This window comes from Clostridium bornimense, from assembly GCF_000577895.1.
Classification (GTDB): domain Bacteria; phylum Bacillota; class Clostridia; order Clostridiales; family Clostridiaceae; genus Clostridium_AN; species Clostridium_AN bornimense.
The window spans coordinates 688,836-704,284 of sequence record NZ_HG917868.1; the positions used below are offsets into that span (position 1 = coordinate 688,836).

Sequence of the window (15,449 nt, forward strand, 5' to 3'; positions counted from 1 at the left end):
GTGATTTGATATGGGTATTTTTACGGGAATGTTTAAGTCGAGAGATAAGCCCGAAAACAGAACTGCGGGCAGTGCCTACACCTTTTATATGGGCGGCACAACTTCCGGCAAGGCAGTAACCGAGCGTTCTGCCATGCAGATGACGGCAGTGTATTCCTGTGTCCGTATCCTTGCAGAAGCAGTGGCAGGCTTGCCTTTGCATCTTTACAAATATAACGATGACGGCGGCAAGGAAAAAGCCATCGACCATCCGCTTTACCGACTGCTCCACGATGAGCCGAATCCGGAAATGAGTTCTTTCGTGTTCCGAGAGACACTCATGACCCATCTGCTTTTGTGGGGCAATGCCTACGCACAGGTTATCCGTAACGGTAAAAACGAGGTGGTGGCACTTTACCCTCTGATGCCAAACAAGATGAGTGTGGACAGGGATGAAAACGGACATCTCTATTACACCTATTACCGTGGTCCCGATGAGGCTATTAAAAATATGGAATTTGCAGTAACCCTGCAGCCTTCCGATGTGCTTCATATTCCAGGTCTTGGGTTTGACGGTCTTGTCGGCTACAGTCCCATCGCTATGGCAAAGAACGCCATCGGTATGGCGATTGCCTGCGAGGAATACGGTGCCAAGTTCTTTGCTAACGGTGCAACGCCGGGTGGCGTACTGGAACACCCAAGCACCATCAAAGACCCGCAGAGGGTCAGAGAGAGTTGGCAGGCTGCCTTTGGTGGCAGTTCCAATTCCAATAAAGTGGCTGTCCTCGAAGAAGGAATGAAGTACACACCGATTTCCATTTCTCCGGAGCAGGCACAGTTCCTTGAAACAAGGAAGTTCCAAATCAATGAAATTGCTCGAATTTTCAGAGTACCTCCCCATATGGTGGGCGACCTTGAGAAGTCGAGCTTTTCTAATATAGAGCAGCAGTCCTTGGAATTTGTAAAGTACACCCTTGACCCGTGGGTTATCCGTTGGGAGCAGTCCATTCAGAGGGCGCTTTTATCCCACGATGAAAAGGTGCGTTATTTCGTGAAGTTCAATCTGGAAGGTCTGCTCCGTGGCGATTACCAAAGCCGTATGAACGGCTACGCCATTGGTCGCCAGAATGGTTGGATGTCTGCAAACGATATCCGTGAACTGGAAAACCTCGACCGTATTCCTACGGAAGAAGGCGGCGACCTTTACCTTATCAACGGCAATATGCTCCCTCTGAAAGACGCGGGTGCTTTTGCAAATACAACCGACAATGACGGAAAGGAGGAAAACCCCGATGAAGAAGTTCTGGAAGTGGAAGAACCAGGCACAGACGGAAACGATGCCGAAGGCGAGGACACTATTTCTGAACGGAACAATCGCAGAAGAAAGCTGGTTTGACGATGACGTCACTCCACAGCTTTTCAAGGATGAACTGATGGCAGGCTCCGGCGATATTACCGTGTGGATTAACAGTCCCGGCGGTGACTGCGTGGCGGCTGCCCAGATCTACAATATGCTGATGGATTACAAGGGCAATGTCACGGTCAAGATTGACGGCATTGCAGCCTCCGCAGCATCCGTGATTGCAATGGCAGGCACCAAGGTGCTGATGTCCCCGGTATCCATGATGATGATTCACAATCCGATGACGGTTACTTTCGGTGATTCCGGCGAAATGCAGAAAGCCATCGATATGCTCGCAAGCGTTAAGGATTCCATCATCAATGCCTATGAGATTAAGACAGGCTTGTCCCGTACAAAGCTGTCCCACCTCATGGATGCGGAAACATGGATGGACGCAAACAAGGCCGTGGAACTTGGCTTTGCTGATGAAATCATGCAAAGGACTGCCACGGACGAAGTGGATGTGCCACAGGTATCCATGCTTTATTCCAAAGCAAATGTGGTCAATTCACTGATGGATAAGGTTGCCGCCAAGTGTGCAATTAAATCCGAACCAACCAGAAAAACCAAAGCCGATGACCTTATGGACAGGCTAAATCTTATCAAAAATTGGAGGTAATTTATTATGACTATCAATGAACTGCGCGAAAAGCGTAACCAGGCTTGGGAGGCTGCAAAGGCATTTGTGGAAACCAAGCGCGACAAGGACGGTCTGCTTTCCGATGAGGATGAAAAGACCTATGCACAGATGGAGAAGAAGGTTCAGGACTTCGGTGCTGAAATTGAGCGTATGGAGGCGATGGCAGCTATGGATGCACAGCTTTCCAAACCTACCTCTACTCCCATCACTGAAAAGCCTATGAACGGCAAGGCTATGGACGGTCAGAAGGCAAAGACCGGACGTGCTTCTGATGCCTACAAGGACGGTATGCTCAAGGCTCTTCGTACCAACTTCCGACAGGTCAGCAATGTTTTGTCCGAGGGCATTGATGCTGACGGCGGTTACCTTGTTCCCGAAGAGTACGATTCCCGTTTGATTGAGGCATTGGAGGAAGAGAACATCTTCCGTAAGCTGGGCCACACCATCACTACCAGCGGTGAGCGTAAAATCAACATCGCTGCCACTAAGCCTGCGGCTGCGTGGATTGACGAGGGTGAGGAACTCACTTGGGGTGATGCAAAATTCGCCCAGATTAATCTGGATGCCCACAAGCTCCATGTTGCCGTTAAGGTAACTGAGGAACTTCTGTATGACAACGCATTCGGTCTTGAGAAGTATATTCTCCGTCAGTTTGCAAAGGCACTCGCCAATGCGGAAGAGGATGCCTTCCTCAACGGTACCGGCGTGGGTCAGCCTTTGGGTCTGCTTGCTACCGACGGCGGAGCAGAAATCGGTGTGACTGCTGCATCTGCAACGGATATCACTGCCGATGAACTCATCGACCTTGTGTACTCCCTTAAGCGTCCTTACCGCAAGAATGCCAAGTTCATCTGCAATGACCAGACTTTGGCTGCCATCCGTAAGCTGACTGACAAGAACGGCCGTTACCTCTGGCAGGATTCCGTACAGGCGGGAGAACCTGGCAGACTCTTGGGTTATGAGGTGCATACTTCCCCTTATTTCCCTGTTATCACTGCGGGTATGCCTGCCATTGCCTTCGGTGACTACAGCTACTACAACATCGGTGACCGTGGTACCCGCTCCTTTGCGGAACTCAAGGAACTCTTCGCCGGAAACGGCATGGTCGGCTTTGTTGCCAAGGAGCGTGTGGACGGCAAGTTGGTACTGCCTGAAGCAGTAAAACTGCTCACTATGGCTACTGCCTAAGATGGGAGGTGGCAGTGATGAGCGAACTTCTGACGAAGGTTAAGGAAAATCTGATACTGGAGCATTCGGTGGATGATGGACTGATTGAAAGGTTCATCACCGCCGCCGTTTCCTATGCGGAAAGCTATCAGCACATCGAGGCAGGATATTATACGGAAAATGCGATGCCTGCAACCACGGAACAAGCCGTGATTATGTTGGCATCACATTTCTATGAGTCAAGGGACGGTTCTACGGGCGGATTCTTCGCCGACAATGTGCAGGCAGGTCAGCAGGTATGGAATACGGTCAACCTTCTTCTCAGGCTCGACCGAGATTGGAAGGTGTGATATGAGTTTTGGAAAAATGAACGGTTTTGCTGATATCATTATCGCAAAAAAGGTAAAGGACAGCGAGGGTTTCTCTGCTACGGTGGATGAAATCCTCGCATCTGTCCGTGTTTACAGGGAAGGCTGCCACGGGAGTGAGCGTTGGGCAAACCTTGCTGCATTCTCCGAGGCAACCGACCTGTTCCGCCTCCGTGTCATTCCCGGTCTTGAGATTACCACTGACCACATTTTGGTCTGTGAGGACGGACGCTTTGAAATTACGTCCGTGGAAGATGTCAAAGGGCGTGGGATGTATGTGGAGGTGCTTGCGAAAAAGGCGGTGGCGACCAGTGGCTAAAGTGGATATCAAAATGCCGGAGGACTTTCTGGAGCGTATTTCCAGGCTCGGCTCGGACTTTGACCCTGTTGCACAGAAGGTGCTTGAAGCCGGAGGCGAGATTGTCCTTGCCAAGGCACAGAGCAATCTTTCTTCTGTGGTAGGCAGCGGCACAAAATATGAATCCCGTTCCACGGGAGAGTTGGAGGGCGCACTTGGATTGTCTGCCGTAAAGATGGACAGGAACGGCAACCACAACATCAAAGTCGGTTTTGCCGAACCCCGCAGTGACGGTATCAGCAATGCAAAACTGGCGAACATCATCGAATACGGCAAACACGGTCAGCCTGCCAAACCTTTTATGAAACCTGCGAAAACAGCATCCCGTGCTGCCTGTATCAGTGCCATGCAGAATAAATTCGAGGAGGAGGTCAGAAAGCTGTGAGTGTACTGTCAGATATCAATGCAACCCTGGAGCCGTTAGGCATTCCGCTTGAAACGGGTGTCTTTAAGGACGAGGCTCCGGATAAATATATCGTGGTAGTTCCTATGGCGGACAGCTTTGAACTTCATGCCGACAATACTCCCGAATATGATGTCCAGGAGGCACGAATTTCTATGTATGCCAAAGGCAGCTACACCAAAGACAAAAATGCAATCGTCCGTGCTTTGCTTGGTGCGGATTTTACCATAACCGACCGCAGATACATCGGTTATGAAACCGAAACAGGCTACTTCCATTACAACGTGGATGTGGCGAAACACTATGAAATGGAGGAATAAACAATGGCTACTATCGGTCTTGACAAACTGTATTATGCCAAAATCACCGAAGATGATGCCGGGGATGAAACCTACGGCACTCCGGTGAAGTTGGCAAAGGCTATGAACGCCGACCTCTCGGTAGAACTTGCCGAGGCAACCCTTTATGCAGATGACGGTGCATCGGAAATCGTGAAGGAATTTAAGAACGGTACCCTTTCCCTTGGTGTGGATGACATCGGTGCTTCTGTGGCATCCGACCTTACGGGTGCGACCATCGATGCCAACGGCGTTGTGGTGTCTGCAAGTGAGGATGGCGGCGAGCCTGTGGCTGTTGGTTTCCGCGCAAAGAAATCCAACGGCAAATATAAGTATTACTGGCTTTACCGTGTGAAGTTCGGCATCCCTGCTACGAACCTTGCTACCAAGGGTGACAGCATCACTTTCAGTACACCTACAATCGAGGGTACGATTCTGCGCCGTAACAAAGTGGACGGTCAGAACAAGCATCCTTGGAAGGCAGAGGTTACCGAGGGCGATTCTGCTGTTGCAGCAGATATCATCACAAACTGGTATCAGGAAGTATATGAGCCTTCCTATGCTACCGAGGCCGCAGAATAAGGAGGATTTGACACATGGATAAAGAACGCTCTGCAATTATCAATATCGGCGGTGACGAGTATACTTTGCTCCTCACTACCAAGGCAACAAAGGAAATCGCAGGACGCTACGGCGGTCTTGAGAACCTTGGCGATAAGCTGATGAAGTCCGAAAACTTCGAGATGGCTATCGGCGAAATCGTGTGGCTGATTACCCTGCTTGCCAATCAGTCCATCCTTGTCCACAATCTGAAGAACAAGGAAAACAAGAAGGATGTCCTTACAGAGGAGATGGTGGAACTTTTGACCACACCTTTGGATCTGGCTGATTACAAATCTGCCATTACCGAGGCTTTGTATAAGGGCACCAAGCGAAATGTGGTCAGCGAGGCTGACTCAAAAAACGTGGCGGTCGAGTAAGTGACGATGAGTTATTTACTCGACTTTTATATTACGGCATCGCACATCTTCATCTGACACAGGATGAGGTGTGGCTGATGCCGTTTGGTCTGCTCCTGGATTTATGGGAATGCCATAAACAGTATAACGGGCTTGCGAAGCCTGCGAGGGAATATTTCATTGATGACATTATTCCTGCCGGAATCTGATGAAGGAGGTGGTTTGAAGTGGCAGATGATTTTGGCTTAAAAATCGGTCTTGAGGGCGAGAAAGAATTCAAGAAGGCACTGTCAGAAATCAATCAGTCCTTCAAGGTTCTGGGGTCGGAGATGAAGGTTGTTACTTCACAGTTCGACAAAAACGATAATTCCGTGCAGGCACTGACCACAAGGAATCAGGTGCTGAATAAGGAAATCGAGGCACAGAAACAGAAAATCGAAACCCTTCGTTCTGCCCTTGCCAATGCCTCCGAGTCCTTCGGAGAAAATGACCGCAGGACACAGCAGTGGCAGATTCAGCTTAATAACGCTACGGCGGCGCTCAATGATATGGAGCGTGAACTCGACCGTAACAATGCGGCGCTTGATGATGCCGAGCGTGAAATGGATGACGTTGCTGACAGTGCCGATGATATGAGCGAAGAACTGGACGATGCCGGAGATTCTGCTGAAAAGAACAAGGGCAAATTTGAAAGCCTCGGTTCTGTCTTAAAGGGTGTCGGTGTGGCAATGGGAGCGGTGGTTACGGCTGCCGCTGCCGCCGCAGTTTCCCTTGGCAAGGCAGTAGTTGAATCCTACGCAGAATATGAGCAGTTGGTCGGCGGTGTCGATACGCTGTTTAGGGATTCCTCTGCTACACTGCAGGAATATGCAAACAACGCCTATAAGACGGCGGGTATGTCGGCAAACGACTATATGTCCACGGTCACATCTTTTTCTGCCTCCCTTATTTCTTCCCTCGGAGGAGATACCGAGGCGGCAGTAAAGTATGCGGATATGGCCATTACGGATATGGCGGATAACGCCAATAAGATGGGTACGGATATCGGACTCATCCAGAACGCATACCAGGGATTTGCCAAGCAGAACTATACAATGCTGGACAACTTGAAACTCGGTTATGGCGGCACCAAGACTGAAATGGAACGTCTGCTTGCCGATGCACAGGCGATTTCCGGTATTGAGTATGATATCAGTTCCTATGCCGATGTGGTTTCTGCCATCCATGTGATTCAAGAGAGCATGGGTGTGGCGGGTGCAACGGCAGCAGAGGCGGAACACACCATTGAGGGTTCTTTGAACTCCATGAAGGCTGCCATCGATAACCTTATCGTAGGTTTCGGTAATGCAGATGCAGACATTGAAATGCTCTGCAACAATGTGGTGGATGCGTTCCAGGATGTGCTGACCAATATTACCCCTGTCATTGAAAATATCATTGCAGCCTTGCCAACGGCACTGAATGCACTGTTAGCAACTGTGGGAGAACTTCTTCCGACACTTTTGGATACGGTAGTTGACCTGTTTTCGCAGGTGCTTAACACCATACTTACCATGTTGCCGGAACTCATCCCTGTGGTAATTGATGCACTGATGACCATCGTAAATACGCTGATTGAAAATCTGCCTCTACTGATTGATGCAGCTATTCAGATAGTGATGTCCTTTGTGCAGGGTATCGGCGAGGCACTCCCTACACTTATTCCCACAGCGGTGCAGGCAGTCATTACCATCGTGCAGAGTTTGATTGACAGTCTGCCGATGATTTTGGATGCAGCACTTCAACTTATCATGGGTCTTGCTCAAGGTCTGCTTGATGCCATTCCTGTGCTGATTGAGGCACTGCCGTCCATCATACTTGCCATTGTGGACTTTGTGATTGGTGCAATTCCTCAAATCATAGACGTAGGTATTCAGCTTCTGACTTCGTTGGTTTCTGCATTGCCGGAAATCATCGTGGCAATCGTGGAGGCTATCCCGCAGATTATTGATGGCATTATCACGGCGGTGCTTGGTTCGATTCCACAGATTATCCAGGCAGGCATTGACCTGTTGGTAGCACTGATTGAGGCACTGCCTGAAATCATCACAACCATTGTGGCAGCCATTCCGGAAATCATCTCCGGCATCGTCAATGCGGTTATCAACAATATTCCTCAGATTGTACAGGCGGGTATCAGTTTGCTGACTTCACTGATTAAGAATCTGCCGACCATTATTGCAACAATCGTGAAGGCTGTGCCACAGATTATCACGGGCATTGTGAATGCCTTGAGTAAAGGCGTCTCCCAAATGGCGCAGGTCGGCGTCAACCTTGTCAAAGGCTTGTGGCAGGGCATCCAGTCCCTTGCGTCTTGGCTCTGGAATAAGGTGTCCGGTTGGATATCTTCCATTTGGGATGGTATCTGTGACTTCTTTGGTATCCATTCGCCTTCGGATGAGATGGCATGGATTGGTGAGATGTTGGTGGAAGGCTTGGCAGGTGCTATCAATACCAGTGGTAAGGATGCAGTTGCAGCCGCTGAAAATATGAGTGCAGACATCAATGATGTGATGCAGAGCCTTGCGGATGATATGACCACGGCACTGCCTACGGATTTCAATGTAAATGGTACGGTCAATCGAAATGACACCGCTTCCGGTATGGGAACGGGTTACGGTGCGCTGATTACCATTCAGCAGATGATTGTCCGAAGCGAAGAGGACATCCGTAAGATTTCCCAGGAACTTTATAACTTGATTCAGAGTGGCTCCCGTGCGCAGGGTCACTTCACTACGGCATAAAGGAGGGTTTTGACCTATGGGGTTTATTTTTAACGATATTACATCGGCAAGCATGGGCATCAAAGCCCGTCTGACTTCCTGGCAGGTGTGTGGTAAACTTCGAAACTTTACCACCACCGTGCCTGGTAAATACGGTGTGGCGGATTTCGGAGCAGACTTCGATTACCGTGAAATAAAGGTGCAGTGCAATGTCTATCCGAAACACAGCTTTACGGCGTTGGTATCTGCCTTGGATGATGTGGCTGCATGGCTTGACCCTGTGCAGGGATTGCGTCAGCTTGTGCTTGATGATGTGCCGGATAGATATTTTATGGTGCGTCTGAATGATGCGGTGGACTGCGAAAGGCTCATCCGCTCGGCGGGCAGTTTTGAATTGAAGTTTTTCTGCCCTGACCCGTTCGGATATGCCATTACAGATGAAACTTTCTCCATTGTGGAAGAAGGAGTTCACACTATTACAAGAACTATTGGAAACATTGAGTCACTGCCTGTGTATCGCATTGAGGGTGTGCTTACTGCAGGGGCAAGCAATTATATCAGCATTACCACAAACGGCTCGGAACTGAAAATCGTAAACGCTACGCTTTCCGAGGGAGAAACCCTTGTTGTGGATACTGATAAAATGACCGCCTATGTGGTGGATGAAAACGGAGAAACGCTCCGTAACGGTCTGCCATATTTGCAGGAGTTGAACTTTCCGACACTGGCTGTCGGAGATAACACGGTCACCGTGGAAGTAAGCAATGCCACGCTGACAGAATTACAGATTGGTGCCAAGAGCAGATGGAGGTGATGGTATGTCTTTGAAAACAATTCTGAATAAACAGACGGATTTCACGGGTGAATTTCCCGCAGAGTATGCTGCCTCTGGTCTGTGGCGTTTCAACGAGTCTGCACCGGATGAGGATACGGCGCTTGCCGACTCTTCCGGTTATGGACGCAACTTTACTGTTGTAAATTGGAGTGGCACAACCGCCAATCTTAGTAAAAGTCCGAAAGGGCGTCAGATTCGCTTTAATATCAATAATCCGACTACGGAGAAAACCCACCTGCAGGTGACTAATGACGGCACAATTTTTGCAAACCTTGGTGAGCGTATCATCGTGGGCGGTTGGATGTGTCCTACCACTTATTCCGTAGGCAATACATTCTGTCCGATATTCAATACCCGTTACGGTCCGGGACAGCCGATTTTCTATCTGTCTCTGTATTCCGGCAAGCCGAGAATTATGCTTTATAATTCCTCCGGCAGTCTTATTTTGGATAAGACCGTAACGCCATCTTTCTCTTTGCAGAATGGCAAGTGGTATTTCATTGCCGGAGTTATTGAGCCGTACAACAAGAAGTTCACTTATGTTGTTGGTGACCGTTCTTCCGGTACGGTATGGAAATCCGAAGTTTTGACAATCGGTGGAGAATTGAACCGTTCCTGCACGGCTGACCTTGTTATCGGTATGCACGCCGACACCTATTATTACGCAGGTGGCTTTGATGAATGGTTCCTGGACTGTGATTCGCCGCTTACCGCAGATGATCTGGTGGATTATTTCAACGCCACCATCCTCTGTAACGGTGCAGACAGTTCTTCGGATGTGGATGCTCTGACCGATGCAAGTGGTGTGACACTAAAGGCAACCGACAGCGTTTATCCCGAAAGCGGTGTGCTTTATACCAAGGCGGCAGAGTGCAATCTTTCTGGTACAGGCAGGGTTTCCTATACAAGCGAATACATCGCAGGCACAACGGCAATCGCCTCGGTGGAAACTTCCACCAGTGATGACCTTGTGGATTGGAGCGATTGGGTTTTAGTCGGAACGGACGGTAAGCTGCAATCTCCAAACAGAAACTATATCCGTTTTAAGGTAACGCTGACCACTTCGGATACTTCCAAGACACCGAAACTCATCGATATCCGTCTTTATGACATTCCGAAAGCACCTTATGAGAAAATCGGCTATGCCCGTCCTGTGGTGCTTGATGATAACGGTGCGTGGGAGGCCATTTTGGAGAATGCCTACGATATCATCGTAACGGGCGAAATCAACGGCGAGGACACGCTGACTTTTTCCATTCCGTTCCGTGACAGCAAACGAAAGTATCTGGAAAACGAAAAGAAAATCCAAATCGTAGATGATGTGTATAAGGTGCGTACCATTACGGATGTGAAGGACAGCACCGGAAACACGGTAACGCAGGTGTATGCCGAGGCGGAGTTTTATGACCTTACTTTTTCTGTCCGTAAGGAAGAAAAGAAGTTTGATGCGGAAATGGCGGATGTGGCTATGGCGTATGCCCTTGCTGATACCGAGTGGAGTGTGGGAACGGTCAATGTGACTTCCAAACGTACCTGGACGAGTTCGGAGAAAAACGCACTTTCCATCTTACGCAGCGTTGCCAATCTTCACGGCGGCGACCTTGTTTTTGACTGTCCGAACCGACTGGTGCATCTGCTTACGGTCAACGGCAAAGACAGCGGTGCCCTGTTTGCCTATAAAAAGAATATGAAAAGCATCGAGCGAGTGGTGGACACCCGCTCCCTTGTAACAAGACTTTATGCGGTCGGTGCCAACGGCATGACATTTGCCGATATCAATAATGGAAAGGCGTACCTTGAGGACTTCACATATTCCTCCGAAATCCGTATTAGCACACTGGATTGTTCCTCTTTTACAAATCCGTATCAGATGAAGGAATACACGGCTATGCGCCTTGCTGAATACTGCAAGCCGACCGTGTCCTATGTGCTGAATGCGATGGATTTGTCTGTTCTGACAGGCTATGAGCATGAGGCTTGGAATTTAGGCGATTATGTCCGTGTGGAAGATAAGGATTTGGGATTATCGGTCACTACCCGTATTGTGCGCCGAGAGTACAATCTGCAGGAGCCTTGGAATACAGTATTGGAACTTTCTACTACGCTTAAGAACCTGGGCAGCTCGGTTAGTTCCATTGATACTATTGCTGATGCACTGGAAGGCACAGGCATGGTATCAAACAATGATATCCGAGAACTTGTGCCATTCAATCATCTGCGAAATTCCCGTGCAGATGACGGTCTTGCCTATTGGGTAAGTTCCGGTTTTGAGGCGGATGGAGAAAACGGTGCGTCCGGTACGGCATCCTTTAAGGCAGAAGGTGTTGCCGGAATGACGAAAAGTCTATATCAGACCGTGTATCCTTCCAACCGTAGCAGTTATACACTGTCGGCGCAGATTGCATCGGAGGATCTGGAAAAGCTGTCCGATGATGCACAGGTCGGCATTGAAGTGGTCATTGAATATGAGGACGGCAGCACTGAAACCCGATTCATTGACCTTTACTGATGGAGGTGTTTATGGCTTATTTTTCTAAAACATCGGAGAAGATAACGCCTGAAAGTTACTTCTCCAAAGTGAAATCTATTACTGTGCGTGTGTGCGTTACTAACTGCACAGGCACTTTTTATATTACAGACCTATTGCTGCAGCCGGGTTCGGTTGCCACGGGATGGGTAGGTCATCCCTGCGAAATCAAGTGGGTGCTTGATGGCTAAACCAGTATTTATCCGTTTGGCAGAGGTCATCAACAAAAAGCAGGATATGCGTGTTGTGAGCGTTACCGTGAAACCTACCATCACGAATTGCTCCGGCACAATTTGGTTTACCGACCTCATGCTGCAAGAGGGACCGGCACTGACAGGATATGTGCCACACACGGAGAGTCGACTTGTGAAAGGCTCTAAGGTATGGTTCAACGGTGTGGTACGTTCTGCGGAAACTGTGATTGTCTGTAACCTTGGAGAAACCTCCGGAGGATTGGATATTCATATTTATCCGAAATGCGATATGACGGCAGGTTCGGTGCAGCTTTCCCAAGGCGTGGGAGGTCAGAATGTCAGATTTCCCAATGCAATGGCAGCAGAAGATGATCTGGCTTTACTTGCTTCTGTTAGGGAATGCACAAAGAATGGCGTCACAGAGCCGAAAGAGGGTTTTTATCAATACAGTGCGGCTTGGGATTCCAAGCACAAGGTCACCTTGGAGGACGGTAAGTCTGCCAGGGTGCTTTTTGAATTACAGGAAATGACGGATGGAGGTGTATCGATTTGAGGGATAAACTCAAAGGCAAACGCATTATGGTGTGGACATTCATGGGTAATGCCCGTATGTATGAAGCACTCCGTAATTACGGTGACCGCATTGATACCATCGGTCTGTTTTCTTTTAAGGTAGACAGGACAGGAACAATTACGGAAAGTGGTGTAACCATTAGCAGTATGATGACCTATATCAATAAATGGCCACACATTCGATGGTTGCTTACCGTTGCAAATGATGGAGCTAATTCTATTTTCAAGGCACTTCGTGATAATACAAACGGTGCACAGGATAAATTCTGCTCGGAACTTGTCCGTATTATGGAAAAGTACCCGTGGTGTAATGGTGTGGATATTGACCTTGAAAAGGGTGATGATTATTCCACTCACGCAGCGTCCACAGCTATGTTCAAGCATATTTATGAAACCGTAAAAGCATACGATTCCACCAAGGAGATGAATATCTGCCTGCCGGGTATGACCTCGGTTAATGGCTCAGTCGGTGGAGAAAACTGGTGCGTATATGGGGATTTGGATAAATATTGCGATACGGCATCCATCATGAGCTATGGTATGGCATGGGCGGGTTCTGCACCTGGCCCTGTTTCTCCGAGAAGTTGGCTTGAGGGCATTTACGATTATGCAACAAAAGTGATGAACCCCGACAAGGTATTCCTTGGTATGCCTGCCTATGGTTGGAACTGGCAGATATATGATACACCGGAGAACCTGGGCAAATATTACCGTGGTACATCCAACACTTATTATGCAGCGAAATACTGGATGCAGGGCATTTACAATTTTACCGATGATGCACCTCCGCAGCCATTCATTCCGATAGTTTCTTATTGGGACGATTACGATATGGGACCGTGGGCATTGCCTCACGTGTACGATTATATGGAAGGAAGAGATGCAACGGATTATTCTTATCCGCTAATGACTGAAACCTATAACCGCAGACGATATCTGACCGCTTATGCAAAACAGCAGCATACCAAATTCGGAGATATCATCATTGACCACGATGCCGAGCCGGACAGCTACGGCGGTGTGGTTTCGGTATCGAAAACACTGGTCACTTTGGGTGATGAGGGTACAGCTACCTACAAATTTAAGATTCATGAGGCAGGAACTTATGATGTAGCGGTTCGTTTGTGTTACCCGTTCTGGGATAAAAACAGCATCTACGCATCACTGGATGGTGACACCGTGCATTTTTCGGAAAGCCGTCTGTGGTGGCCGTATTGGAGAACTACCTTCTGGGCGACACTTGCCAAGGGAGTGAGCCTTTCTGCGGGAGAGCATACGCTGACCATTTCTGTCGGTGTAAACGGTGTGCAGTTTTATGGTTTCCGTGTATGTACCAATTTTTCTGAAGAACCTACGGCGGGAGAAGCGGAATACACCCTTGCTCCACGAAAGTTCAAAGACGTGAACGGAGATATGGTGGGTCCTGCGACAGGGTTCAAGCTGACACTTGAGATGCTCCGCCGAAAGCCTGACTCGGCTCTTGTGTGGTATGAGGACTTCCGTGATGAAGAAAAAATACCGGAAAGCTACTGGACGGTTCTCTCCGGTGAGTGGGATGTATGGCAAGACCCGGACAGCACGGCAAACCGACCGTATTCACAGCTTGAGGGTTACGGTCAGCTTGCGTGGAATTACGGTAGTTTTTCGGATATTCATCTGAGGGCGCAGATTATCTTCCCGGAAGATGGTGGAGGCAAAGCGGGAATTTTCCTTGGCTCATTATTCTGCTGTTATAACTATGACAGTCAGCGTGTTGAGTTGTATGAGGGTTCTACGCTGAAAGGTAGTTATGCCACCAGTTTTTCCAAAACAGCAAAGGCAGACCTTCGCAGCAACCCGAATGTTTATACCATTGAAATGCGTAAGCGTGGCAGTAAGGTGCGTGTATATTCCTCTGCATCCAACACACTGCGATTTACGGCAACGGTCAGTGATGTCAGCGGTTATGCAGGCATACGCTCCGATAACAAGGTAAACTGTCAGTTGCTCCGATTGGGTGATGCCTGGACGTATGAACCGTATGAGAGGTTCGATGTGGTAATGCCGGATGGAACGGAAACTTCCTATGGCAGGATTGAGCGAAGCAACTGTACATGGGATGAGGAGTTCCAGGTATTCACGCTGACTTCCGATGTGGAGGAATCGTCCACAAGGGATGAAAGTATCTCCCTGGACTATGAGTTCTACCATTCCCATGTGATGGCTTTGGAGTGTGGCAATGACTACACGGCAAAAATCATCCCAAGGGATATCAATATATGGATTTCCAGACTGTTCCTTGGGGATTCAGACGGCTTTTCTATTCTGTATTATCAGGATGTGGACAGCCTGATCTATTGGGCGAACCAGGCAGCATACCGATGGAAACTGCGAGGGATGTGTATGTGGTCCCTTGGGCAGGAGGATATGCGTATCTGGGAATGGCTGCCCAAGCAAACTGAATAACGGCTTTAAGGGTATCTGCCAATGTGGTGGGTGCCCTTTTTGCATACAAAAAATTATGAAAGCGAGGATTTAACTATGAAGGATTTATGGAACACCATTCAAATCATCTTTGCCGCCATCGGTGGTTGGCTCGGCTGGTTTCTCGGTGGGTTTGACGGTCTGCTTTACGCACTGATTGTTTTCGTGGTTGTGGATTATATCACGGGAGTCATGTGTGCTGTGGTGGACAAGAACCTTTCCAGTTCGGTCGGATTTAAGGGCATTTGTCGAAAAGTGTTGATTTTTGCGATGGTCGGCGTGGCACACATCCTGGATGCCAATGTCATCGGTGACGGCAGTGTGCTGAGAACGGCGGTTATTTTCTTCTACATCTCCAATGAAGGTGTCAGCCTTTTGGAAAACGCATCCCATCTTGGTTTGCCGATTCCGGAGAAGATGAAGGAAATCTTGGAGCAACTTCATAACCGTGCAGAAAATACGGAAAGTGAGGGAAAGTAAC

16 protein-coding genes are annotated in these 15,449 nt (G+C 48.8%); all 16 read left to right on the forward strand.

Features of this window, described 5'->3' with window-relative positions:
* Positions 1 to 10: 10 nt before the first annotated feature.
* The 16 genes from CM240_RS03040 to CM240_RS03115 all read left to right on the forward strand — a co-directional run bounded on the left by CM240_RS03040 (position 11) and on the right by CM240_RS03115 (position 15,448).
* On the forward strand, positions 11 to 1,375 hold the full coding sequence (locus tag CM240_RS03040; protein WP_044036344.1) for a phage portal protein: 1,365 nt from the start codon (positions 11 to 13) through the stop codon (positions 1,373 to 1,375).
* Positions 1,272 to 2,000: a head maturation protease, ClpP-related gene (locus CM240_RS03045; RefSeq protein WP_084485358.1), complete on the forward strand. Its 729-nt coding sequence runs from the start codon at positions 1,272 to 1,274 to the stop codon at positions 1,998 to 2,000. Before CM240_RS03040 ends, CM240_RS03045 begins: the two co-directional genes overlap by 104 nt.
* A 6-nt stretch (positions 2,001 to 2,006) precedes the next feature.
* Positions 2,007 to 3,209 carry a phage major capsid protein gene (locus CM240_RS03050; RefSeq protein ID WP_044036347.1) on the forward strand — a complete coding sequence of 401 codons (1,203 nt, stop codon included), beginning with the start codon at positions 2,007 to 2,009 and terminating at the stop codon, positions 3,207 to 3,209.
* Between the two features lie 17 nt (positions 3,210 to 3,226).
* Positions 3,227 to 3,538 carry a head-tail connector protein gene (locus tag CM240_RS03055; RefSeq protein WP_044036349.1) on the forward strand — a complete coding sequence of 104 codons (312 nt, stop codon included), beginning with the start codon at positions 3,227 to 3,229 and terminating at the stop codon, positions 3,536 to 3,538.
* Position 3,539: 1 nt separating this feature from the next.
* The gene (locus CM240_RS03060; RefSeq protein WP_044036350.1) at positions 3,540 to 3,875 is read left to right on the forward strand and encodes a head-tail adaptor protein; all 336 of its coding nucleotides are present in this window, start codon (positions 3,540 to 3,542) and stop codon (positions 3,873 to 3,875) included.
* Entirely contained in the window at positions 3,868 to 4,299 is a 432-nt protein-coding gene (locus CM240_RS03065) for an HK97-gp10 family putative phage morphogenesis protein (protein WP_044036352.1), read from the forward strand. The genes CM240_RS03060 and CM240_RS03065 overlap by 8 nt, the downstream gene beginning before the upstream one ends.
* Complete coding sequence (locus CM240_RS03070) at positions 4,296 to 4,637, forward strand: hypothetical protein (protein WP_044036353.1); 342 nt, start codon at positions 4,296 to 4,298, stop codon at positions 4,635 to 4,637. Before CM240_RS03065 ends, CM240_RS03070 begins: the two co-directional genes overlap by 4 nt.
* A 3-nt stretch (positions 4,638 to 4,640) precedes the next feature.
* The gene (locus CM240_RS03075) at positions 4,641 to 5,237 is read left to right on the forward strand and encodes a major tail protein (RefSeq protein ID WP_044036354.1); all 597 of its coding nucleotides are present in this window, start codon (positions 4,641 to 4,643) and stop codon (positions 5,235 to 5,237) included.
* Between the two features lie 14 nt (positions 5,238 to 5,251).
* The gene (locus CM240_RS03080; RefSeq protein WP_044036356.1) at positions 5,252 to 5,635 is read left to right on the forward strand and encodes a hypothetical protein; all 384 of its coding nucleotides are present in this window, start codon (positions 5,252 to 5,254) and stop codon (positions 5,633 to 5,635) included.
* Between the two features lie 206 nt (positions 5,636 to 5,841).
* Complete coding sequence (locus CM240_RS03085; protein ID WP_044036358.1) at positions 5,842 to 8,397, forward strand: phage tail protein; 2,556 nt, start codon at positions 5,842 to 5,844, stop codon at positions 8,395 to 8,397.
* Between the two features lie 16 nt (positions 8,398 to 8,413).
* Positions 8,414 to 9,190 carry a distal tail protein Dit gene (locus tag CM240_RS03090; RefSeq protein ID WP_044036360.1) on the forward strand — a complete coding sequence of 259 codons (777 nt, stop codon included), beginning with the start codon at positions 8,414 to 8,416 and terminating at the stop codon, positions 9,188 to 9,190.
* 4 nt (positions 9,191 to 9,194) lie between these two features.
* Positions 9,195 to 11,720, forward strand: a complete 2,526-nt coding sequence (locus CM240_RS03095) for a phage tail spike protein (RefSeq protein WP_044036362.1) — start codon at positions 9,195 to 9,197, stop codon at positions 11,718 to 11,720.
* An 11-nt stretch (positions 11,721 to 11,731) separates the two neighbouring features.
* Entirely contained in the window at positions 11,732 to 11,929 is a 198-nt protein-coding gene (locus CM240_RS03100; RefSeq protein ID WP_044036364.1) for a hypothetical protein, read from the forward strand.
* On the forward strand, positions 11,922 to 12,485 hold the full coding sequence (locus CM240_RS03105) for a hypothetical protein (RefSeq protein WP_044036366.1): 564 nt from the start codon (positions 11,922 to 11,924) through the stop codon (positions 12,483 to 12,485). The genes CM240_RS03100 and CM240_RS03105 overlap by 8 nt, the downstream gene beginning before the upstream one ends.
* Positions 12,482 to 14,950 (forward strand): glycosyl hydrolase family 18 protein, encoded by a 2,469-nt coding sequence (locus tag CM240_RS03110; RefSeq protein ID WP_242838487.1) that lies wholly within the window; start codon positions 12,482 to 12,484, stop codon positions 14,948 to 14,950. Before CM240_RS03105 ends, CM240_RS03110 begins: the two co-directional genes overlap by 4 nt.
* A gap of 75 nt (positions 14,951 to 15,025) precedes the next feature.
* Positions 15,026 to 15,448, forward strand: a complete 423-nt coding sequence (locus tag CM240_RS03115) for a phage holin family protein (RefSeq protein WP_044039687.1) — start codon at positions 15,026 to 15,028, stop codon at positions 15,446 to 15,448.
* Position 15,449 lies beyond the last annotated feature (1 nt).